General features: G+C 56.7%; 18 protein-coding genes. 5 read left to right on the top strand and 13 right to left on the bottom strand.

The genetic code is table 11. From position 1 onward, the window contains the following. The first annotated feature begins 8 nt into the window (after positions 1-8). Positions 9-773: an MBL fold metallo-hydrolase gene (locus tag J2D75_RS07550; RefSeq protein WP_207854159.1), complete on the top strand. Its 765-nt coding sequence runs from the start codon at positions 9-11 to the stop codon at positions 771-773. Here the strand turns inward: J2D75_RS07550 and ureG are convergent. The 7 genes from ureG to J2D75_RS07515 are packed head-to-tail and all read right to left on the bottom strand — an operon-like array spanning position 751 to position 5,715. Next, positions 751-1,365, bottom strand: coding sequence for an urease accessory protein UreG (gene ureG / locus J2D75_RS07545; protein ID WP_207854158.1), 615 nt, complete (start codon positions 1,363-1,365; stop codon positions 751-753). The two genes, J2D75_RS07550 and ureG, sit on opposite strands and share 23 nt — an antisense overlap. Then, positions 1,362-2,081, bottom strand: a complete 720-nt coding sequence (locus tag J2D75_RS07540; protein WP_408736749.1) for an urease accessory protein UreF — start codon at positions 2,079-2,081, stop codon at positions 1,362-1,364. Before J2D75_RS07540 ends, ureG begins: the two co-directional genes overlap by 4 nt. Continuing rightward, the gene (locus J2D75_RS07535) at positions 2,071-2,526 is read right to left on the bottom strand and encodes an urease accessory protein UreE (RefSeq protein ID WP_207854157.1); all 456 of its coding nucleotides are present in this window, start codon (positions 2,524-2,526) and stop codon (positions 2,071-2,073) included. Before J2D75_RS07535 ends, J2D75_RS07540 begins: the two co-directional genes overlap by 11 nt. Then, complete coding sequence (ureC, locus tag J2D75_RS07530) at positions 2,526-4,232, bottom strand: urease subunit alpha (RefSeq protein ID WP_207854156.1); 1,707 nt, start codon at positions 4,230-4,232, stop codon at positions 2,526-2,528. The genes J2D75_RS07535 and ureC overlap by 1 nt, the downstream gene beginning before the upstream one ends. Beyond that, positions 4,229-4,573: an urease subunit beta gene (locus tag J2D75_RS07525; protein WP_207854155.1), complete on the bottom strand. Its 345-nt coding sequence runs from the start codon at positions 4,571-4,573 to the stop codon at positions 4,229-4,231. Before J2D75_RS07525 ends, ureC begins: the two co-directional genes overlap by 4 nt. After that, positions 4,557-4,859 (bottom strand): urease subunit gamma, encoded by a 303-nt coding sequence (locus J2D75_RS07520; protein ID WP_207854154.1) that lies wholly within the window; start codon positions 4,857-4,859, stop codon positions 4,557-4,559. The genes J2D75_RS07525 and J2D75_RS07520 overlap by 17 nt, the downstream gene beginning before the upstream one ends. A 34-nt stretch (positions 4,860-4,893) precedes the next feature. Then, positions 4,894-5,715: an urease accessory protein UreD gene (locus J2D75_RS07515; protein WP_207854153.1), complete on the bottom strand. Its 822-nt coding sequence runs from the start codon at positions 5,713-5,715 to the stop codon at positions 4,894-4,896. Positions 5,716-5,987: 272 nt separating this feature from the next. On the opposite strand from J2D75_RS07515, the gene J2D75_RS07510 reads away from it, so the two are divergent. From J2D75_RS07510 to J2D75_RS07500, 3 genes are all read left to right on the top strand, one after another. Further along, complete coding sequence (locus J2D75_RS07510; protein ID WP_207854152.1) at positions 5,988-7,286, top strand: C4-dicarboxylate transporter DctA; 1,299 nt, start codon at positions 5,988-5,990, stop codon at positions 7,284-7,286. Between the two features lie 467 nt (positions 7,287-7,753). After that, positions 7,754-9,169: a carbohydrate porin gene (locus J2D75_RS07505; RefSeq protein ID WP_207854235.1), complete on the top strand. Its 1,416-nt coding sequence runs from the start codon at positions 7,754-7,756 to the stop codon at positions 9,167-9,169. Positions 9,170-9,303: 134 nt separating this feature from the next. Then, positions 9,304-10,509 carry an arabinose transporter gene (locus J2D75_RS07500; RefSeq protein WP_207854151.1) on the top strand — a complete coding sequence of 402 codons (1,206 nt, stop codon included), beginning with the start codon at positions 9,304-9,306 and terminating at the stop codon, positions 10,507-10,509. Positions 10,510-10,528: 19 nt separating this feature from the next. Here J2D75_RS07500 and J2D75_RS07495 read toward each other — a convergent pair whose 3' ends face one another. From J2D75_RS07495 to J2D75_RS07485, 3 genes are read right to left on the bottom strand one after another with little or no spacing between them, the layout of a single operon-like run. Then, positions 10,529-12,070, bottom strand: a complete 1,542-nt coding sequence (locus J2D75_RS07495) for an efflux transporter outer membrane subunit (RefSeq protein WP_207854150.1) — start codon at positions 12,068-12,070, stop codon at positions 10,529-10,531. Beyond that, positions 12,067-13,263 (bottom strand): efflux RND transporter periplasmic adaptor subunit, encoded by a 1,197-nt coding sequence (locus J2D75_RS07490; RefSeq protein WP_207854149.1) that lies wholly within the window; start codon positions 13,261-13,263, stop codon positions 12,067-12,069. The genes J2D75_RS07495 and J2D75_RS07490 overlap by 4 nt, the downstream gene beginning before the upstream one ends. Then, positions 13,263-16,454, bottom strand: a complete 3,192-nt coding sequence (locus J2D75_RS07485; RefSeq protein ID WP_207854148.1) for an efflux RND transporter permease subunit — start codon at positions 16,452-16,454, stop codon at positions 13,263-13,265. The genes J2D75_RS07490 and J2D75_RS07485 overlap by 1 nt, the downstream gene beginning before the upstream one ends. Positions 16,455-16,683: 229 nt before the next feature. Here J2D75_RS07485 and J2D75_RS07480 point away from each other — a divergent pair, with 229 nt between their 5' ends. After that, a complete protein-coding gene (locus J2D75_RS07480; RefSeq protein WP_243428591.1) occupies positions 16,684-17,718 on the top strand; it encodes an alcohol dehydrogenase catalytic domain-containing protein in 1,035 nt (344 codons plus the stop codon). A gap of 10 nt (positions 17,719-17,728) precedes the next feature. On the opposite strand, the gene J2D75_RS07475 is transcribed toward J2D75_RS07480, so the two are convergent. The 3 genes from J2D75_RS07475 to J2D75_RS07465 all read right to left on the bottom strand — a co-directional run bounded on the left by J2D75_RS07475 (position 17,729) and on the right by J2D75_RS07465 (position 21,854). Next, positions 17,729-18,607, bottom strand: coding sequence for a phosphotransferase (locus J2D75_RS07475; protein ID WP_207854147.1), 879 nt, complete (start codon positions 18,605-18,607; stop codon positions 17,729-17,731). 67 nt (positions 18,608-18,674) lie between these two features. Next, the gene (locus J2D75_RS07470) at positions 18,675-21,122 is read right to left on the bottom strand and encodes a GcvT family protein (protein WP_207854146.1); all 2,448 of its coding nucleotides are present in this window, start codon (positions 21,120-21,122) and stop codon (positions 18,675-18,677) included. 114 nt (positions 21,123-21,236) lie between these two features. Then, positions 21,237-21,854, bottom strand: a complete 618-nt coding sequence (locus J2D75_RS07465; RefSeq protein ID WP_207854145.1) for an HAD family hydrolase — start codon at positions 21,852-21,854, stop codon at positions 21,237-21,239. Positions 21,855-21,924: the final 70 nt, after the last annotated feature.

The raw sequence follows: 21,924 nt of genomic DNA, 5'->3' as shown, positions 1-21,924 counted from the left end.
AGGATGCAATGGCAGGTTTTATCGCCCATGACAGATGGTATGAGACCGTACCGTATGCCGATGATATAACGCTAATCCACGAACCGTGGATCAAGCCCTTTTTCCGTTGTAATATGTGGCATGTGCGTGGGCGCGATTACGATCTGCTGTTTGATAGCGGCTTAGGAGCGGTACCCTTACGCCAGCATGTGCGGATGCTGGCGGAACGTCCTGTGCTTTGCGTGGCCAGCCATGCTCATTTCGATCATATCGGCTGCCACCATGAGTTCGAACACTGTGCTATTCATGCCGCAGAGGCTCCTATCCTGCAAAATCCGGACGGCGAGCATACTCTGGCTGCACTCTATGCAAACGAGGATATGTTCGATGCCTGCCCGCAGGGCTGGAACACACAGCAGTACAGTATTACCGCCGTCACCCCCACGCGCCTGCTTAAACAGGGCGATGTCATAGATATGGGCAACCGGGTTTTTGAAGTCCTGCACACACCCGGCCATTCACCCGGAGGCATTGCATTGTGGGAAAAGGCGACCGGTACCTTGCTATCTGGCGATGTTGTGTATGATGGCCCCCTGCTGGATGATACCTATCATTCCTCTGTGCCGGATTACGTCTCCACACTTGAAAAACTTGAGAAAATGCCCGTCAGTATCGTGCATGGTGGGCATTTCCCCAGTTTTGGGGGCGTGCGGTTCCGCCAGCTTTGCGCCGAATATATCAATGGACGACGCAAGGCAGGTTGCCCAGTGGCTACAATCCACCCCGCTCGATAATAAAGCGCGCGATTGCCTCAACCCCTTCTCCTGCGCGGATATTGGTAAACACAAAAGGCCGTTCTCCCCGCATACGGCGGCTATCCCGGTCCATAACAGCGAGATCAGCTCCTACATGCGGCGCCAGATCAATCTTGTTGATCACCAGCAGATCGCTACGGGTAATGCCGGGGCCACCTTTACGCGGGATTTTATCCCCTGCTGAAACATCAATGACATAAATGGTTAAATCAGCCAGTTCCGGACTGAAGGTAGCTGCCAGATTATCGCCTCCGCTTTCAACCAGAATCAGTTCCAGCCCTTCAAAACGGGCCGTCAGCTCCGCTACTCCGGCCAGATTAATGCTGGCATCTTCACGGATAGCCGTATGCGGACAGCCGCCGGTTTCAATGCCCATGATCCGCTCTGAAGGCAGAGAGCCAGCGCGGGTCAGGAATTCGGCATCCTCTCGCGTATAGATGTCGTTTGTTATGGCCGCGATGTTGTAATCATTGCGGAAATAACGGCACAGCGCATCCATCAATGCGGTTTTTCCTGTGCCAACCGGCCCGCCAATGCCCACCCGAAGCGGGCCGTATTTTGCTTTTGTCATGTTCTGAAAAGCCTCGTTTCCTGTGTTTCATGGTGCATGGCTGCCAGATCGGAGCGGAAACAGGCTGTGCCGACATCATCCAGCCCGCATTGTTCTGTCTGTTTAAGCGCGTCCAGTATGACTGTTTCCAGTTTTACCTGCGCACGCAGGCCATCAGTCTGGCCAAGTGGTACAAGGCGGACAGCAGCAGACACCAAAGCCGCAACCGCCATATGCCCCCCAGCCAGCACGGCCTGCCGGACAGGTGCGCCCCCGCGCCGGAAAACCGCACCCTGTGCTACCGGCAGGGGCCAGCGTATTGCTGCACGGCGCGTTTGCAGTACAGTATCATCCCACACGGCCGCAGCTTTCAGAAAAGCCTCGCCCTGATAAACTGTTTCTTCATATCGCTCACGGGAGGATGCACAGGCGCAAGCATAGGCGGCCAGGTCTTCCAACTGGCGCACATCTTCTCCTGCCTGCCAGGCATGGCGAACAAAAATCATATCCGCACGCAGGCTACCGTGGGTAAGCAGGGCGCTGATCCAGTCCACCAGACTGTCTACTGCCGTAATATCTCCGTGTTCTACTGCCCATTCCAGCGCATGGCTGTAAGCAAAACCCCCGGTCGGAAAGGCAGGAGAAACCCATGACAGCAAACGCAGGAAATCCAGACCGTGGTCTTCCATCCTGTTTTCATCCGGCACGCGGGGTGCAGGAGCCGTGTTAATGCCCATGATCATGAGGACGTGGAGCGTAAGCTCCACCTTCAGGATCGAATGCGGCTTCTATCCGGTGAACATGCGCACCCAGCCCGTGCAGCATTTCGGCAATAACGTGATCCTCACGCACGAGAATACGGGAACTCTCTATCGCGGCAGGTAAATGACGGTTGCCGATGTGCCATGCCAGTTGCAGCAGATGGAGCGGCGTATGGGCTGTAACCTCCATCAACTGCTCCGGCAGGGCGTGGATGCTGACAAGGCGTCCGTCATCCAGCCGCAGGGCTTCTCCCTCGCGTAGCAGGCGTGGGTGTTCGAGTTCCAGCATAACCCGCTCTCCCGATTGCAGGGTCAGGCTCGCACGGCGTCGGTGCCGTCCTTCGTAATCAGCAGTAAAGCGTTCTACCGCATCTTCCGTGTTCCAGCTTCCAGCCGCCAGAATCTCTACAATATCGTGCATCAGAACAGGAAATACCTCTGGGCCATAGGCAGTATATCCGCAGCCTCGCAGGTCAGTAGAACACCATCGGCACGGACTTCGTATGTTTCGGAATCTACTTCAATATGGGGTGTGGCGCTGTTGTGGATCATGCTGCGTTTGCCAATACCGCCGCGCGTGTTGCATACAGCCGACAACGGCCTGCGCAAGCCGAGATTACGGGCTATATTGTTTTCCAAAGCAGCCTTGGAAACAAAGGTTAAGCTCGTGCATAGGCGCGCCCCCCCATATGCCCCGAACATCATGCGCCCGTAAACTGGCTGCGGCGTGGGAATGGAAGCATTGGGATCGCCCATCATGGCGTAAGCAATGGCCCCTCCCTTGATCACCAGATCGGGCTTGACACCAAAGAAGGCCGGTGTCCACAGCACCAGGTCAGCCAGCTTGCCCGCCTCGACCGAGCCAACTTCATGCGATAGCCCATGGGCAATGGCGGGGTTAATCGTGTATTTAGCAATGTAGCGTTTGACGCGGTTGTTATCCGCATCGCCATCGCCAGCCAGAGCGCCGCGCTGAACCTTCATTTTATGGGCTGTCTGCCATGTGCGCAGAGGTACCTCGCCCACCCGGCCCATGGCCTGACTGTCGGAAGACATCATCGACAGGGCGCCCATGTCATGAAAAATATCTTCAGCAGCGATGGTTTCCCGCCGGATACGGCTTTCAGCAAAAGCAATATCTTCTGGCACACGGGAATCAAGATGATGGCAGACCATCAACATGTCCAGATGTTCGTCAAGCGTATTGCGGGTGTACGGTCGTGTTGGGTTGGTAGAAGATGGCAGCACATTCGGCAATCCGGCCACGCGGATAATATCGGGTGCATGCCCGCCCCCTGCCCCTTCGGTATGGAAAGCGTGGATGGTACGACCTTCAAAAGCGGCAATGGTATCTTCCACAAAGCCGCTTTCATTGAGCGTGTCGGTGTGGATCATGACCTGCACGTCCATCCGGTCGGCCACATCAAGGCAGCAGTTGATGGCAGCAGGGGTTGATCCCCAGTCCTCATGCAGTTTCAGGCATGAAGCACCCGCGCGCACCATTTCCTCAAGCGCTTCGGGTCGGGAGGCGTTGCCCTTGCCCGCAAAAGCCAGATTGACCGGAAAATCTTCCGCTGCCTGAATCATGCGCGAAAGATGCCACGGGCCGGGCGTGCAGGTTGTGGCAGCCGTACCGGTGGCGGGGCCGGTGCCTCCCCCCACCATCGTGGTGATGCCCGAGGCCAGCGCCTCCTCAATCTGTTGGGGGCAGATGAAATGGATATGACTATCCACCCCGCCAGCCGTCAGGATTTTGCCTTCCCCCGCGATAATTTCTGTTCCCGGCCCCACGATAATATCGACACCGGGTTGAATATCGGGATTGCCCGCCTTGCCAATAGCCGCAATCCGGCCATCGCGCAGGGCCACATCTGCTTTGACAATGCCCCAGTAATCAATAATCACCACATTGGTAATGACTGTATCGGCGGCCCCTTCGGCGCGGGAAACCTGTGACTGGCCCATGCCGTCACGGATGGTTTTGCCGCCGCCAAAACGCACTTCCTCGCCATAGATGGTGTAGTCTTTCTCCACTTCCACCAGCAGGGCTGTATCAGCCAGACGCACCCGGTCTCCCACGGTGGGGCCGAACTGTGCTGCGTATTCGAACCGTGAAAGCCGCGTCATGCCCCCAGTCTCCCCATGACATCCCCCCGAAAGCCGATGACCCGTCGCTTGCCACGCAGCGGCACGAGCGTGACCTCGCGCTCCTGCCCCGGCTCAAACCGTAGCGCCCCGCCAGATGGCACATCCAGCCGCCAGCCACGTGTGCGAAGGCGGTCGAATATCAAAGCCGGGTTGACCTCGGCAAAGTGATAATGGCTCCCGACCTGCACGGGCCTGTCGCCCGTATTGGTAACGGACACCACCATGCGGGGCTGGCCTTCATTGAGGGTAATATCACCTTCAGCCACAAGGAACTCTCCCGGCACGGCGCCGGGGGGCAGCGGATCATCGTATCGGGTCATGGACTGTCACCAGTTTTGTGCCATCGGGAAAAGTTGCTTCTACCTGAACATCATGGATCATTTCCGGCACGCCACGCATGACCTGATCGCGTGTCAGCACATGCCCACCACTTTCCATCAGTTCAGAAACGCTGCGGCCATCGCGCGCGCCTTCCACCACATGGTCGGTAATCAGGGCCACGGCCTCGGGGTAGTTGAGCAATACCCCTCGTTCCAACCTGCGCCGCGCCACCATGGCAGCCATGGCAACAAGCAGCTTGTCTTTCTCGCGCGGGAGCAGATTCATCGTCCTGTCCGGTCCTTGTTCCCAGATAAAATGATTATGTGCGCCAGGTAACGGGCGCGGCTTTTTGTTGCCGCAACTGCGCTACAAGAGCGTGGCATGCCTGATCAAGCTGCCAGCCGCTGGCAGCAAGCCCGCGCACCACCAGCATGCCGTTCCATGCTGATGCGGCCAGATCGACCGCATTGTATGTTTTGCATAGGGTGCGTATGTCAGCCAGCTGCGCTTGCGCCTCGGGCGCCACCCACACCAGCGTGGCTACGGCCATCTGCCCCGCTGCCACCACGGCGCGGTCAAAGAACGCGGTCATCTCTTCACCCGCAATCGCCAGACGGTCTTCCAAGAGCGGCTGTCCATCCCGCTTGATTGACAGAGTGTCGCGCACATTGAGCCGACTAAGCACCTCGCCGGAAGCTGTCCGGCCGAACACCCGATTTTCGAGATAAAGAAAGCGCGATGTGCTGGTCATTTCAACGCACATGCGCCGCTCAAGGTGGCTGTTATCAAAAAAGATGGTGCCATGCGGCAGCCATTCCAGGGTGGCATCCGCCCCGATCTCACACGTAACGCTGATCTGGGCAGCGCTCTCGCCCGGCCGCGCCCGGTAGATACGTTCAGCCGCCTGAGAGGTTACGACCAGTTCCGTTCCTTCCCGGCACTGGATACGTCCCTCGATCCGATCCCCCGCGACAATGCCGCCTGAGATATTGACGGTAACGGCCTCCAGTCCTGAACGGGCAATGCGAGGGAACAACAGCCGACAGCACCCACCTTGCGCCAGATCGGCACAACGGGTCTGGCCTTCCCTGTTCTGGACGGTCAGGCCGAAGCGTCCCTGCGCGCGCTGGAGGCTACTCACCTGTTTTTCCTGTTCCCGCACTGTCTGTTGCTATGTTGTGATTATGACGATGGCGCAAAAAACCTGCCGGTTCAATCCCTTTCAAGCCGACATCACGGGATCGGACATCCGTAGAATTGCGTATGGCGCAGGGCATGAAAACATCGCCCCTCTTTCCAAGGAGGGTGAATACAGGTTAACGTGTCGGCCATCTGGACACGGTTTCCGCTATAACAAGGAAGCTCCAGAAGCACAGACGTCGCTAAAAAAACAAAAACAGAAAGAGTAGCAGAGTGCTTCCTTCCCCTTCTCCCCTTGCTGGGTCGCATCAGCGTTTCCTTTATCTTCAGGTCATCATTGCCGTTATTGCCGGTGTTATTGTTGGTGTCCTGTTTCCGTCTTTCGGCGCATCGCTGAAACCGCTGGGAGATGCTTTCGTCAAACTGATCAAGATGGTTATCGCGCCGGTTATTTTTCTGACCGTCTGCACCGGTATTGCCGGTATGGCCGACTTGAAACAGACAGGACGGATCGCGGGCAAGGCCATGATCTACTTCCTGTTTTTCTCAACATTCGCACTTGTGATCGGCATGGTGGTGGCGAATGTCGTTCGCCCCGGTGCGGGCATGCATATCCATGCCGACAGTCTGGATACGCGTTCCGTCAGCCAGTTTGTTGCCGCGGCACAGGAGCACCACGGTTTTTCGGACTTTCTGCTCCAGATCATTCCTTCCACCACCGCTGGGGCTTTTACCTCGGGTGAGATCCTGCAGGTGCTGCTGGTCGCCATTCTGTTCGGGATCAGCCTCGCCCGGATGGGCAAGGCTGGAGAAACCGTGCTGAACCTGTTCCGCAGTCTGACCGAAATGGTTTTTGGCGTTGTACGGCTGGTCATGTACCTTGCCCCGGTTGGGGCGTTCGGGGCTATGGCGTTTACAATCGGCAAATTCGGCATTGGCACAGTGCTGCACCTGATCGGCCTTGTTCTGGCTTTTTACCTGACTGCTATTCTGTTTGTCGGGATCGTGCTGGGTGTGGTGGCCCGTCTGGCCGGGTTCAGCATTATCCGGCTGCTAGGATTCATAAAGGAAGAACTGCTGATCGTGCTGGGCACCAGTTCTTCTGAATCTGCTCTGCCGGGCCTGATCGCCAAACTGGAACAGGCCGGCTGTAATCAGGGCATTGTCGGATTGGTTGTGCCTATGGGGTATTCTTTCAACCTTGATGGGACGAATATCTACATGACCCTGTCTGCCCTGTTCATTGCACAGGCGACGGATATCCATCTCTCTTTCAGCGAACAGATTGCCCTGCTTCTGGTTGCCATGGTCAGTTCCAAGGGGGCAGCAGGGGTTACAGGAGCCGGGTTTATTACTCTGGCGGCAACCCTCTCTGTCGTGCCCAGCGTGCCTGTGGGTGGCATGGCGCTTATTCTGGGTATTGACCGCTTTATGTCCGAATGCCGATCGCTCACCAACCTGATTGGAAATGCGGTCGCCGCTATTGTGATCTCGCGCTGGGAAAACGCGCTGGATGACAAAAAACTGCACGATGCCCTGCATGGACAGGGCACGGCAGGCATCATTGAATAATAAGAAAAAGAAAAAACCAATGATCAATCTCTCTCTCGATGCTCCTCCCCGTTCACAAAACCGCACCGTAGCCGCCGTATCGCCGGGCTTCGCGGTCTGATACTGCGGCCGTAAACCGGCGGGACACGCTCCCACACGCACCATAACGAGACCGGCCCCGCCACATCCTGTGTCCAGCAGGGCCGGCGCTCAGTCTTTTGCTGTTTCTGCAGCCTGTTCGCGCGTGCCTGTCTGGCCGCAGCGCTAGCGGTCTGCAGTCGGTTTTGTGGATTATCGCCATGCGTCATGCACTATCTTTGCACGCGGCCCACTGGAACGGGCTGCGCCATTCCTTGCATCGTTTTTTCTGTAGCTGCGCAGCCCCCATACTGGCCTGCATTGTGTTTGTGAGCTCGGGTCTTTCGCTCAACCCTGCCGTAGCTCAGACCACCGCTCCTGCTGATAGAACCGAGGCAGCAGATCACGCGATGACACCCCCCATTGCGCCGCCTGAGGTGCCCAAGCCCCACGCCAAACCCAAGCGACCGATTGCCGAAGAGCATCTGGATTCATGGTTTCAGACGGTTAGCCTCTCTTATCTGCTCAGCCATAATACGGATGCACTCCGCCGGCAGGATGTCAGTGCTGGGTATTTTGTGGCGGAGCAGGCTGGCGGCAACCTTGTTCCCGCTCTCAAACCGTGGCGTGAGCGCCTGCGCGATAAGGGATTCAGCTTTGAATTCACCTACAAGGGTGAAGGCATGGGTAATGTCGCAGGCGGCCTGTCGAAAGGGATGGACTACACCCATGAAGTGCGCGCCAGCATGCTGTTCGATCTTGGCAGGCTAACGGACTGGCGCCCGCTGGCAGGCTGGTATCTGCACGGTATTGTCATGAACCGTGAAGGCCGTCAGGTTGGCTGGGATCATGTTGGGGAGCGCAATGTGCTCCTGACGGAAGTCTGGAGCATTCATGGCCCGGCAGCAGCCCGGCTGGCTGATCTGTATCTGGAAAAATCCTTTCTTAACAACCGGATCAACATCAATATCGGTCGCATTGCCATCACGCACACCTATGCCACATCGGTGCTGCTATGTACGTTCATGACGATGTGCTCAGCACCTATGGCGATCCGAGAACCGGCAGGCTGGAGCGTTTATCCCAAAACCTCGTGGGGTGGCACGCTGCGCATTCGCCCGACCCGTGATCTGACGCTGCGTACGGGTATTTACAGGATTGGCCCCAAGCCGCAGGACAATACCGGCTGGGCATGGGGTAGCGAAACCGCAACGGGCATACAGACCCCTATTGAATTGACATGGGAGCCCTTTATTGGCCCCAAAAAACTGCCCGGACATTACAAAATTGGTTACGGGCATGACACCTCGCCCTACCCGGATCTGATTGGGACAATTCCTGCGGCTTATGCCGGTTCCGTGCCCCGGCATGCGGATAAAGCGCGCGATACATTCTATATCGAAGCAGATCAGATGGTTTATCGCGCCAGTGGCGAACATCAGATGGCGGGGGGATATGTGCTCGCAGGGTTTGTACACAACACACCGAGCAATTCCACTTTTGCCAACGAGTTCTATGTCGGCACATCGCTCCTCGGTCTGGTGCCCGGTCGTCCACGAGACAGGGTGGGCATCATGTATTCCTATTACCAACTCAGCCCGCGGCTGACCTACGGGCAGGAGTTACGCCAATCCGCGGGGATGTCGATGGGAGCTTATGTCAACGCCCCACAGACACACTCCGCCATACTGGAGGCCTATTACGGTATTCCCGTTACACCGGGTCTGGTGGTTACACCGGAATTTGAATACGTGATGCGCCCCGGTGAGACCTCTGTCATTCCCAACGCCGTGCTGGCTGGTCTGAAGGTGATTGCCGCTCTGTAACATCCACTCTTAACAGGTGTCGCCCCATCTTGCATAAACACAGGCTTATAGGGGCTACCCGCATGCAGGCCATGACATAGAGTGCTCCAATGTCATGGCGGCCGCATGCGCGGCATATCAAGGAAGCTGTTTTCATGTCGCCCACACCGTCTGCCGCCTCCCCCGCCGCAGAAACGCCCATGCGCATGCTGTACTGGCAGGTGGGAGCCTTATTCCTGTCGTACCTGTGCGTGGCTATGTCCATGCCGACAACGGCCATTCAGGTTGCAACCACCCTGCACATGGGTAACGCCATGGCGGGACTGGCTGTGGGCGTTGCATTTGCCTCCACCATCCTGACACGGGGTTTTGCCGGCCGACTGGCTGACCAGCGGGGTGGACGGCACTGCATGTTACAAGGGCTTGTACTATACGCGCTCAGCAGTCTGATCTGTATCGGCTCCACATGGATTGAGGCTACGGTTCCGAGTTTTCTCGTCTTAATTCTGGGGCGTCTGGTGCTTGGGCTGGGTGAAAGCCTGACCGTTGTCGGGCTTCTGGCCTGGAGTATCGGCCTGATGGGGCATCATCGCTCTGGCCGCGTGTTGTCCGTGGTGGGTATGGGCATGTATGGCTCACTGGCCGCAGGTAGCCCGCTAGGGCTGACCCTTTATGATCACGCCGGGTATCTTGGGGTGGGTTTGGCCTGCCTGATCGCACCGCTGGCGGGCCTTGCCATAGTCTGGCCCATTACTCCCGTAGCGCCGCATCCTGGTGAACGCCAGCCATTGACCTCCATCATTGCCCGCATCCGCGACCTTGGCTTTATCGTCTTTTTGCAAGGGATCGGCTTTGCGGCAATCGGCGCTTTCATGCCACTGATTTTTCTGCACCAGCACTGGCCACATGCCAGTCTGGGCTTAACATTTTTCGGCGGTGCTTTTGTGCTGGTGCGTATTCTGTGTGGTCATCTCCCCGATAAAATAGGCGGAGCAAGGGTGGCCGTACTGTCTCTGGGCGTCGAAACCTGCGGACAGCTTTTGTTATGGTGTGCCACGGGCCCTGAACTCGCCCTTGCTGGAGCCGCCCTGACCGGTGCTGGCTGTTCCATGATTTTTCCCGCAATGGGTCTGGAAGTCGTGCGTCGGGTTTCGCCTCATATGCGGGGTACGGCGATGGGGGGCTTTGCCGCGTTTCAGGATCTTGCTTATGGAGCCACTGGCCCGCTTACAGGCCTTCTGGCTGACAGAATGGGCGAGAGCGTGGTTTTTCTGGTTGGTATGCTGGCAGCTTGTGCCGGTTGGGGGTTGAGCATTTCCCTGGCGCTGAAAGAAGCCCGCCAGACCAGGGAAAGCCCTTAACCTGCCAGCCAGAAGACCGTCAGTGTTTGTTAAGCTGCTGCATGGTGTCAGCCGGTGTTTGCAAACCGGAATACTGCATGACACCAAATGTCATGGTGGCATCAGGTGTTGGCAGGTCGCTCTGACGCCAGCCACCGCCCAGAGCACGGATAAGCCCTACCGTGCTTTGCAGAGCGCGCGCCTGCACCTGCACTCGGTCGATCCGGGCGTCCAGTGTATTAACCTGCGCAATCAGGGCATCCAGATAGCTGTCAGCGCCCCCTTTATAGAGAGTCATTGTCAGGGTCTGAGCTTTTTGCGCCGTTTCAACCGCCTGCCCCAGACGCTCGGTTTCCGCCCGCAGCCGGTTTGTCAGGGACAGACCGTTTTCGACATCACCAAAAGCCGAGAGAACCGTCATGCGGTAATGATCCAGCGTTTCACGATAGACAGACCACGAATGCTGCAACTGGGCACGGCGTAACCCACCTTCAAACAGAGGCATGGAAACCGAGGCGCCATAAGACCACATGCTGTTGGCCAGATTGGCCAGATTGAACCCATTGGAATCAAACCCGCCATTGGCACTGAAAAACACATGTGGGTAAAACGCCGCCCGTGCGATACCAATCGCCCGGTTAGCCTGCGCCATACTGCGTTCTGAGGCTGCGATATCGGGCCTGCGTTCCAGCAGGTCGGATGGCAGGCCGGTGGGTACGATCGGCTCCACATTGGTCAGCTCATCCACCGGCGCGATATGGAAGGTGGAAGGCTGTTCATTCACCAGCACCGCAATGCCGTGCTCAAGCACTTCGCGCTGGGCCTGCACATCAAGCAGGCGCGCCTGTGTCATGTAGAGCTGGTTCTGGGCGCGCGCTACATCAATGCCTGTGGCGTCCTGATTATCAAGCCGTGTCTGGGTTACGTGCAGAGCCTGCTGATAATACGCGATAGACTGGGTATAAATAGCATGCTGGGCATCCAGCCCGCGCAAGGCAAAATAGTCTGTCGCCAGTTCTGACTGAAGGCTGAGGCGTGCGGCGGCATAATCAGCCGCCTGCTCCTGAGCGTAGTATTTCTGCACCCGCACCTGATTACGGATAGCCGACCAGATATCCGGCTCCCAGCTTGCAAGGCCCGAATAAAACTCGTCCGTTGCCGTAATCGGCCCTTTGTAGCGGAACAGACGGTCAGCCGAGCTTTTGTTGTCGCTCGCGCCAAACGCCATGCCCAGATGCGGCAACAGATCCGAACGCGCTTCCATGACAATCGCGCGGGATTGCGAGAAACGCTCTGCCGCCGCCTGAAGATCGGCATTGTTTGCCAAAGCTTCCTGCTCAAGTCCGTTCAGGGTGGTGTCACCAAACACTGTCCACCAGTCCGGCTTCAGGGTTACGGTGCTGGGCACCGCATCCTTGAAGGGGCCTTGTCCGTGCCATGATGCCGGAACCACATAATGTGGCGGATCATAACGTGGCGCCAGATCGCAGGCGCTCAGCACTGTCAGGGAAAGCAGCAGGGCTGCCCGCGCCGTCAGACGACGCGCGCGCACTGTACCCAAACGCGAGAGGGTCTGTTTCATTCGTCCTCCTCCTCCCCAGCGGCGGCTGGCGTATTGAGGTAGCCTTTTTCCGGTTCGACAGGCCTGACCTTGCCGCCTTCCATCAGGTCAGCCGGTGGGTTGTTGATGATCCGGTCATCAGGAGACAGGCCGGCACTGACTTCGGTATAGGCGTCCGACATCCGACCCACGGTAATGTTGTGATAATGGGTGATTTCCTTGGCATCGACTGTCGCCACCTGCATGCCGTGCTCCTGGAATACCAGTGCGCCGGTGGGGATGGTGAAAACGCCCTGATCCGCCGGAGCTGTAAGCGTGACGGAAGCAAAGCTGCCCGGCCACAGTTTCTGCTCCGCATTGTCGATGGAAAATTCCGTCACCACCGTACGGGTATTCGGATCAAATCCCTTGGCAATGGTCAGGAACTTGGCGTCAAACACCTTGTTGGGGAACTGCGGTACGCTCACCTTTGCCACCAGCCCCGGACGCAGGATGGAAGAAAACGTTTCCGGCACGGATACAAAGAGCCGCATGGCATGCGTGTCCGCCACGGTAAACAGCTCACTGGCCGTGCCGTTCGCGTTCATATTGCCGCTACCCGCCCCAACATAATCCCCCACGTTGATGCTACGTGCGATCACCACGCCATCAAACGGGGCTTCAATGCTCTTGAAGTGGATCGTAGCCTGATACTGGGCCACCTTGTGTTCGGCGGCTTCCAGTTCAGCCTTGGCGGATTGCTCGTTGGCGTTCTGCACGGAAACAGACTGACCAGAAACCGCCTGAGACTGCCCCATTGAGCGCCAGCGTGTAGCGGTTATGGCCGCCAGACCATATTTGGCCTGAGCAACTTTCAGGTCTGCCTGTGCCTGAGCGTATTCCGCATCAAGTCTGGGCGCGTTGATCTCTGCCAGAAGATCGCCTTTTTTCACGATCGCACCATAATCACGGTACCACATTTTCACATAGCCCGAGACCTGTGCGTAAATGGGCGCTTCGTACCATGCGCTGATTGTGCCCGGCAGGGTCATGGTGACGGTTGGCGGCGCGGGCTTTGGCAGCACAAGCGCTACATCGGGCACCCGACTATAGGCCGCATCCTGCTGGATGCGAACGCCATTGCGGGCACGCTGAACCAGCAGATGCGCGACATCCGCCACGATGACAACCACAAGAAGAATGATGAAGATTCTGCCTTTGCGGGAAACAGACATCAGACAGCCTCCTGCCGGTGTGCCGTATCCGTGCTGGACGGCTTTTCCGGACGATGATGGAAAATTGCATAAACACAGGGGACAAAAAGCAGGGTGGAAATAGTGGCCACAATCAGCCCGCCAATGACCGCCTTACCCAGCGGAGCATTCTGAGAGTTGCTGATAGCCATTGGCACCATGCCGATAATCATAGCCGATGCTGTCATGATGACAGGACGGATACGACCTATCCCCGCTTCAACCGCAGCCGCTACAGCACTACGGTGCATGGCGAAACGCTCCTTGGCGAAGGACACCACCAGAATGGAGTTGGCCGTAGCCGTTCCCATGCACATGATGGCCCCCGTCAATGCCGGCACGGACAGGCGTGTCTGGGTCAGGAACAGGCTCCATGCAATACCGGCCAACGCGCCCGGCAATGCCGAGATGATAATGAAAGGATCAATCCAAGACTGGAAGTTGACCACAATCAGCATGTAGATCAGCACCACCGAAACCACGAGACCGGCAATCAGCTCCACATAAGCGCTGTGCATGGTTGTGGCCTGCCCACGGATATCCACAGCAACACCACGCGGTAGATCGCCTTTTGTCGCTGCGATGTCACGTTTGACCTGAGCCAGAACAGACCCGAGATCGGTAAACTCTGTCGAAACGTAAATATCAATATCAGGCATGGAGTTATAGTGAGACACCTGTCCCGGCGTGCCGATAGGCGTAACCGTGCTGATACTGCCCAGAAGCTGCATGTCCTTGCCTTCGGGGTCGTTATCCCCCTTATCGACAGGAATGGTCAGCAGGTTGTTGTAGTGGGTAAGCTGATCCTGTGAGACATAGACATTAAGTGGAAACGTAATGCCGGTTTTTGGGTCGAGCCAGTATTGCGGGTCTACCGTCTGGCTGCCTGAGAGAGTCATCAGTTCGTTATTGGCAATATCACCTTCCGTCATGCCAGTGGCCTGACTGAATGTACGGTTGCCCTGCACGAACAGTGTTGGCGTGCGCATGGTCTGCTGGATAACTGTATCCACGGCTCCGGGTATGCTGCGCAGGCGGTTAACCAGCAGGCGGGCATAACGGTAGTTATCGCGAATATCCGGGCCGGATATCTGGATATCAACCGGTGCGGGTGAGCCGAAGTTCAGGATTTTTTCAGTCAGGTCGGCAGGCTGGAACGTAAAGACCGTGCCGGGGAAACTGGCTGAAAGCTTGCGCCGTAGCAGGGCGCGGTAATCCCATACGGGAGAGACCTCGTCCTTAAGGGTAATGCTCAGGTCGCAATCCTGTGTACCGATTGTGGGCGTGGGAATAAACGCCTGATTATGCGGGCCTTCGGGCAGACCGCAGTTGTTGATAATGCCTTCCACCTTGCCAGGCAGAATCTGCTCAATCCGGTCATCTATCAGACTGGCGATACGCCCCGTGGTTTCAATACGCGAGCCAAGGGGCGCGCGCACATGCATTTGCAACGCGCCGGATTTCACCTCGGGAAAGAAATCCTGTCCGACGACTGCAAAGAGCGCAAGAGAGAGAACAGATAACCCGAGAAACACCGTGACAAACTTGCGACGTCGAGTGACGGCACGTTCCAGCACCCGCCCGTAGCGGAGCTTGAAAGCGTGAAACGCATGTTCGAACTTGTTCTGGAACTGCCCAAAAAACCCTTTTGGCAAGGCTTCATGCTCATCGCCATGCAGCCCCGGATGTACCTGTCCTGCCAGAAGATATTTGGCCATGGTCGGCACCAGAGTACGCGACAGGATAAACGATGCCAGCATGGCGAAGACAATCGCCTCGGCCATCGGCATGAACAGCCAGCCAGCCACACCGCTCAGGCGGAACAGTGGTGTCCACACAATGCAGATGCACAGGGTGGAAACCAGCGTGGGAATAACAATCTGGTTAGCCGCATCGATAATGGCTGTTTCCAGATCTTTGCCCATTTCAAGGTGGGTATCGATATTCTCGATCATGACGGTTGCATCATCCACCAGAATACCAACGGCCAGCGCCAGACCACCCAAAGTCATGACATTGATGGTCTGCCCCGCCCAAAGCAGGCAGATAATGGCAGCCAGAATGCACAGCGGAATAGACGTGGCGATAATGATGGTCGAGCGCCAGGAACCAAGGAACAGCAGCACGACAAGGCCAGTCAGCACAGCGGCTGTCAGCATTTCGCGGACCACATCCTTGATGGCGTCTTTCACGAAAACCGAGGCATCGTTCAGCACCGAAATATGCACGTCAGGCGGTACGAGCTGGCGCACACGCGGCAGCAGTTCCTTGGTTCTGGACACGACATCAAGCGTTGATGCTTCGCCACTTTTCATGACGACGATCATGACACCCTGCTTGCCCTGCACCAGCACAAGGTTGGTCTGGGGGTGTCCGCCACGGTACACATTGGCCACGTCATGGACATAAATGACCGAGTTACCTACACGCTTGACGGGAATATCACCCAGTTCCTGCATGGAGCGGGGGGTGGCGTTGGTCTGAACCATCCAGTCCGTGCGATCAATTTTCTGATCACCCGCAGGCAGTACGATGTTCTGCTTACGCAAAGCGTTCTGCACGTCCATAGCGGAGAGATGGTGTGCCTGAAGCTGCTTCTGGTTCAGTGCGACCATAATGAAGCTGTCCATACCGCCATAAGCCTGTGGCAGCACCGAGCCCGGCACTGTCACGAGAATAGGCCGGATGCGCGTCATCGCGATCTTGAACAGATCTGACGGGGTCTGTTTGTCAGATGTGACCTGCAGCGCCAGAACCGGCACGGAGGACGCATCCAGACGCATGACCATAGGGGCAGGAATATTATCGGGAAGCTGCTTGATAACGGTCTGGGAAATAGCCGTAACTTCAGCTTCCGCCTCGCCGATATCCGTGCCGGGCTGGAAGTAGATGTTGACGATACTGCGGCCATAATACGAGCTGCTTTCCATATGCTCGATGCCCTCCACGGTGGAGGTTACAGCCAGTTCGTAATTGTACGTTATGCGTCCTGCAAATTCCTCTGGCAGCATGCCGCCGTATGTCCACACAACGGACACAACTGGCAGCTTGATATTGGGAAACACATCGGTTGGCGCGCGCATTACGGACAGCACGCCAAACGCGAGAATGAGCAGTGAAAGGACCACAAAAGTATAGGGCCGTTTCAATGCGGTTATGACGATTGCATTCATGCCTTCCCAGTTCTCGATGGATTGTGGTCGGGATCGGCCTGACGGTAGGAATTTTTTATTCAAAAATCTGTTACAAAAAATTTTATTGATATAAAAAACAAATTAATATTGCGCCATACAGCCTGTAAAAGCGCTATTAAGTGCCGTTTTTTCTGCTGTTGCCGGGCTATCGCTCTTTGCCTATCATACGCAGACAAACCATTCCGCAATCAGAACGCAGGGCCACATCATGTCAGAATCAGCCACCATGCGGGCCGTGCAACTCATTGAGCCGGGCAAGCCTTTTGCCCTGCGCGCCGTCTCTATCCCCTCACCCGCTGAAGGAGAGGTGCTGGTGCGGATCAATGCCTGCGGTGTCTGCCGCACGGATCTGCATATCCGCGATGGACTGCTTGATCTGGGTGGACGGAACTTTGCTGTTGGTCATGAAATTGCCGGCACCATTATGTGTTGTGGTGCTGGTGTTTCCGACACATGGCTGGGACAGCGTGCCGCTATTTATTATTATGAGGGTTGTGGCCATTGCCGCTACTGCCTGAAAGGAGACGAGCATCTCTGCCCCGCCCCGCATGCGCAGCCCGGTTTCAATGCGGATGGCGGTTTTGCTGAATATATCTGTGTGCCAGTGCGTAACTGCGTCCCCCTCCCCGATCATGTTTCTACGGCTGAGGCCGCCGTTATGGGCTGTGCGGGTTCAACAGCCGTACATGCCGGGCGCTTGGCTACAATCAGGCCGGGTGAATGGGTGGTCGTTTATGGCACGGGTGGGGTGGGGCTGGCCCTGTTGCAATATGCCAGAAATGCAGGCGCACGCGTTATCGCTGTTGGGCGCGGGGGAGCCAGAGAGGTTCTCGCTCATGAACAGGGAGCCGAATACACCCTCGATGCCACGCAGGAACCCGATCTTGCCGCACGCGTGAAGGAAATAACGGGCGAAGGTGCGGATATAGTCTTTGAACTGGTGGGGACAGCGGCCAGTATCCGCTCCGGCATGGATATGCTGCGCCGCCGTGGCAGACTGGTGCTTATCGGCTATACACAGGATACATTCCAGACACACCCGATTGACCTGATCGTGCGCGAAGTCTCATTTATCGGCTCCGTTGGAGCCACCCTGTCAGATCTGCACGAAGCCATAGACCTTCTGGCCCGTGGCATACTGCGTGTTCCGGTTGCTCAGACCCTGCCGTTGGAAGCGTTTGAAACAGCACTTGAACAGACCCGCAAGGGTGGCCTGCCCGGCCGTATTGTGTTGGCTCCCTAAAAAGGGCCCATCAGCCTCGCATGATGTTGAGTATCTCAAGTTCCTGCTCGAACACGCTCATATTCATGCGGGTATAATCCCGATAATCAAAAGCGATTGTGGATTCCGTTTCAGAAACCATGCTCCACAATCCTTCACGCAGCATCGAAGCTACGGCCATAACCTGCAAGCGATAACGCAGGGCATCATCTGGTGGATGACCATAATAAAGTGCCAGCATGGCCTCACGCTCGGCTGCATCAAACGCATTGTTCGAAGCCAGGTTACCGAGATCGAACAGCGGCGTGTTAAACCCACCATAGTCCCAGTCGATCAACCAGATACGCTGCCCATCATCGAGAAAATTCGCAGGCAGCAGGTCATTATGGGCAAAAACGGTCTCGACAGGCCCCAAAGCCTGCTCCAGTTCATGGGTAATCCGCTCCAGTCTATCAAGCTCTACTGGTGGGCTGGAATCCTTGCGTCGTAAAACGCGCAGGTAATTCCGTAGAACATGAAAAATCCAGAAACTCAGAGCAGGCCCGGACAGATGTTCCTGTATGCCATGATGCATACGGCGAACAAGATCGACGACAGCCGGCAAACGGGCGCGTACTCCTGCCGCGTCGAGTGTTTGCCCCTCTATGAAATCAATAACCAGTAAATCGGCTTCGGCATAGCGCACTGAAGGAGAAATACCGGCTAACGCGGCCGCATGGGAGGCCGCCTGCTCGTTAAAACGCATGACATTGTGCAGGGGAATATCCTGCCCCACACGCACGACATAACGCCGGGGCCCATCATCCACCACAAAATTGCTGTTTGTAATGCCGCCCCCTAACGGGCGCGGATCAACTGGCCCCGTCCAGCATGGCAGCGCCTTCAGCCTATCATGCAGTGTCTGTGTCATGCGCCGTCCTTCTCAGATGCCGTCATGCTAACCTGCGGGCCTGGAAAGCCCGCTCCTGCCTGCTCCCTTACCCTAGAATACGGCTGCGCTGGGCATCGTAAAGCGGTTTCAGATGAGCCGTTGCCGGCACACGTATTGTTGCGACATCCAGTTCATACTGGCCGGACAGCACGAACTCATCGGTGACATCCCCTTCTGACTGCCGGACATAACCATAAGCAATGGGTTTACCAATCGTATGCCCAAAACCTGCGGAACCAACCCAACCTACGCGCTCTCCATTGCGATAGATCGTCTCACGCCCCAGCAGCACAACCGTAGGGTCTTCTACAGTGAAACAAACCAGTTTCTTGCGTAATGGCGCATCCTGCAGTTTTTCCAATGCTTCTCGACCGATAAAGGGCAGACCGCTCTTCATTTTCAGCAGCCAGCCAAGTCCTGCCTCGTAAGGGGTATGGTCGGGGCCAATGTCAGAGCCAAAAGCCCGATAGCCTTTTTCCAGACGCAGGGTTTCAATGGCACGATAACCGGCATTGCAAAGACCAAAAGCCTGCCCGGCCTGCATCAGCGCATCATAAACAGTTGCGGCGAATTCAACCGGTATATGCAGCTCCCAACCGAGTTCACCCACATAAGTAACGCGTAAGGCCCGTACTGGCGCGCCCGCAATATGCAACGTGCGCCATGTTCCGAACGGGAACGCGGCATTCGAGACATCATCGCGCGTCAGTTTTTCCAGTACACGCCGTGCCTGTGGCCCCATGAGCGACAGGGTTGAATACATTGAAGAGACATCAATCAGCCGCGCATCCATGCCGCGGGGGATATGCCGCTTGATCCAGTCAAAGTCGCGGGTTGCAGCCCCTGTGCCGCAAACAAGGTAGTATTCATCCTGCGCAATGCGTGCAGCGGTAAAGTCTGATTCAATGCCACCATGCGAGTTGAGCATCAACGAATAGATCAGACTGCCGGGAGCTTTGTGTACGTTCGCCGCACTGATAACGGATAGAGCCTCTGCCGCATCTCGCCCAGCCAGCATAAATTTGGCGAAAGATGTCTGATCAAACACACTTACCGCATCACGTGTTGCCGCATGCTCTCGCGCAACAGCTCCGAACCAGTTGGGACGCCCAAAAGTGTAGTGATCGGCGGCGTCCTCACCGGGGGCAGCAAACCAGTTTGGCCTTTCCCATCCCAGTTTCTCACCAAATACGGCGCCCTGTACCTTAAGCCGGTCGTAAAGCGGAGAACGTCGCAGGGGACGGCCGCTTTTATATTCCTCGCTGGGCCATGCAATTGTGTAATGCTTTGCATACGCTTCCAGAGTGCGGCTGCGCACCCAGTTGACGTCCTGATGGTTGCGACCAAACCGTAGAATATCAACTGCAGAGAGATCATAGGGCGGCTCTCCCCCCACGATCCACTCCGCCAGAACCTTGCCAGCCCCACCACCTGCCGCAATACCAAAGGCGTTAAAACCACAGCCCAGATAATAATTATCCAGCTCGGGCGCCAATCCTAGGATGAAGTTACCATCTGGCGTAAAGCTTTCCGGCCCGTTGATCAGCTCTTTTACCCCGGCAGTCGCCAGAGCAGGGACGCGGCCTAGAGCCAGCTCAGTCAACTGTTCGAAATGATCGAAATTCGAGCCTAGAAGCTGGAAATTGAACCTGTCGGGAAAACCATCCGCCGCCCATGCGATGGGATTGGGTTCATATCCACCCATGACTAACCCGCCGACTTCTTCTTTATAATAAGTCAGACGATCGGGATCACGCAGGGTTGGCAAGTTGGATGTTACACCCGCGATCTGCTCTGTGATCATATACTGATGCTCAACAGAAACCAGCGGCACATTCACACCCACTTGAGCACCCAGTTCACGCGCCCACTGCCCTGCACAGTTGACCACGATCTCGCACTGAACCGTGCCACGGCTGGTCTGCACCTCTGTCACACGGCCATTCTCAACCTTGAAGCCGGTTACATCGGTATCTTCAAAAATACGCGCACCGTGCAAACGAGCGCCCTTGGCCAGAGAGGCAGTAATGTCGGATGGATTGGCCTGTCCGTCGGTTGGCAGGAAAGCCGCCCCCACGAGATCCGAAATATCCATAAGGGGCCAGAGATCCAGCGCCTCTTTGGGAGATAGCAGGTGCATCTCCAGCCCAAACGAGCGCGCCGTTGTGGCCTGACGCCGCACCTCGGTCCAACGTTCCTCGTTACAGGCGAGCCGCAGCCCACCATTCATCTTCCAGCCGGTTGCCAGACCGGTTTCCTGCTCGAGAGTTTTGTAGAGTTTGACGGACTCCCCCAGAAGCTGGGTAATGTTGGCATTAGAGCGTAGCTGCCCTACCAGCCCTGCCGCATGAAATGTGGTGCCTGAGGTTAGCTTGTGCCGCTCAATGACAATCGTATCCTTCCAGCCCAGCTTGGCCAGATGATACGCGGTCGAGGCCCCCATAATGCCCCCGCCAATGACAACAACACGCGCGTGTGTGGGAAACTCCGACATGAACCTTGCTCCGTGCGGCCGGGAAGGCATTCCCGGACAGTGCTTACGTATCAGATGTTCAGTGTGCGGCTTTTCCCACTCAAGTCAACAACAAAACCACACTATATGTTGCTTTTAGTGGCTATGTGCGGAGCCAACCTGAACGGGGGCCAAAGCATCCAGCAAAGCAGCCGGGGTTTTCACCAGTTCATGGGCATCTGTCAGCATGTCCGCATCCTGCCAGCCCCACAAAACGCCAACGGCCCTGATACCCACGGCACGGGCGGCTTCCATGTCGCTGGCGGCGTCCCCCACCATAATTCTGGCCCCTGCTGGCAGGAGTGCGCGCAGGACTTCCACCTTCGAGGGATAGACATCGCTGCCGATCACATCGTTAAAGACATGACTCAGATCATGTTCCACCAGAAACCGCTCGATCACGGCCCGGCGGCTGGAACTGACAATAACCAGAGGTTCCTGCCCCAGCAGGGTATCCAAAACGCTCCGCATACCCTTTACCAGAGGGGGCACAGCAGCATTGCTGGCGGCTTCTGCCGCCATAGCATTACTGAAGGCTACAGGATCGACCCCGAGCGCCTTGCCCAATGTTTCGAAAGTCAGCGGACGCAGGCGCTGGAAAGGCCGCATATCATCAGGCAGGTCGATACTGAACCGGGCTGCCGTTTTATGCAGCACACCGCCCCACATGAGCAGGGAGTCCGAAATAACGCCATCAAAATCAAAACAGATCATGTCTGTCTCACCCCATTACACTGCACGCCCGGCACAGCGTTACCCAATGGGCAACGCGCACACGAGCCAG

It is taken from the genome of Acetobacter suratthaniensis, assembly GCF_017377745.1.
In the GTDB taxonomy this organism is placed as follows: domain Bacteria; phylum Pseudomonadota; class Alphaproteobacteria; order Acetobacterales; family Acetobacteraceae; genus Acetobacter; species Acetobacter suratthaniensis.
This window is presented reverse-complemented; position numbering and strand designations above follow the sequence as displayed.

What these genes read in the sequence shown, in the direction of transcription:
- J2D75_RS07495 (WP_207854150.1), bottom strand. Translation starts at nt 12,070, where the DNA reads ATGAAACAGACCCTCTCGCGTTTGGGTACAGTGCGCGCGCGTCGTCTG.
- J2D75_RS07505 (WP_207854235.1), top strand. Translation starts at nt 7,754, where the DNA reads ATGACACCCCCCATTGCGCCGCCTGAGGTGCCCAAGCCCCACGCCAAA.
- J2D75_RS07520 (WP_207854154.1), bottom strand. Translation starts at nt 4,859, where the DNA reads ATGAATCTGCTCCCGCGCGAGAAAGACAAGCTGCTTGTTGCCATGGCT.
- J2D75_RS07465 (WP_207854145.1), bottom strand. Translation starts at nt 21,854, where the DNA reads ATGATCTGTTTTGATTTTGATGGCGTTATTTCGGACTCCCTGCTCATG.
- J2D75_RS07500 (WP_207854151.1), top strand. Translation starts at nt 9,304, where the DNA reads ATGTCGCCCACACCGTCTGCCGCCTCCCCCGCCGCAGAAACGCCCATG.
- J2D75_RS07490 (WP_207854149.1), bottom strand. Translation starts at nt 13,263, where the DNA reads ATGTCTGTTTCCCGCAAAGGCAGAATCTTCATCATTCTTCTTGTGGTT.
- ureG (WP_207854158.1), bottom strand. Translation starts at nt 1,365, where the DNA reads ATGACAAAAGCAAAATACGGCCCGCTTCGGGTGGGCATTGGCGGGCCG.
- J2D75_RS07475 (WP_207854147.1), bottom strand. Translation starts at nt 18,607, where the DNA reads ATGACACAGACACTGCATGATAGGCTGAAGGCGCTGCCATGCTGGACG.
- J2D75_RS07480 (WP_243428591.1), top strand. Translation starts at nt 16,684, where the DNA reads ATGTCAGAATCAGCCACCATGCGGGCCGTGCAACTCATTGAGCCGGGC.
- J2D75_RS07535 (WP_207854157.1), bottom strand. Translation starts at nt 2,526, where the DNA reads ATGCACGATATTGTAGAGATTCTGGCGGCTGGAAGCTGGAACACGGAA.
- J2D75_RS07540 (WP_408736749.1), bottom strand. Translation starts at nt 2,081, where the DNA reads ATGGGCATTAACACGGCTCCTGCACCCCGCGTGCCGGATGAAAACAGG.
- J2D75_RS07550 (WP_207854159.1), top strand. Translation starts at nt 9, where the DNA reads ATGGCAGGTTTTATCGCCCATGACAGATGGTATGAGACCGTACCGTAT.
- ureC (WP_207854156.1), bottom strand. Translation starts at nt 4,232, where the DNA reads ATGACGCGGCTTTCACGGTTCGAATACGCAGCACAGTTCGGCCCCACC.
- J2D75_RS07485 (WP_207854148.1), bottom strand. Translation starts at nt 16,454, where the DNA reads ATGAATGCAATCGTCATAACCGCATTGAAACGGCCCTATACTTTTGTG.
- J2D75_RS07470 (WP_207854146.1), bottom strand. Translation starts at nt 21,122, where the DNA reads ATGTCGGAGTTTCCCACACACGCGCGTGTTGTTGTCATTGGCGGGGGC.
- J2D75_RS07525 (WP_207854155.1), bottom strand. Translation starts at nt 4,573, where the DNA reads ATGACCCGATACGATGATCCGCTGCCCCCCGGCGCCGTGCCGGGAGAG.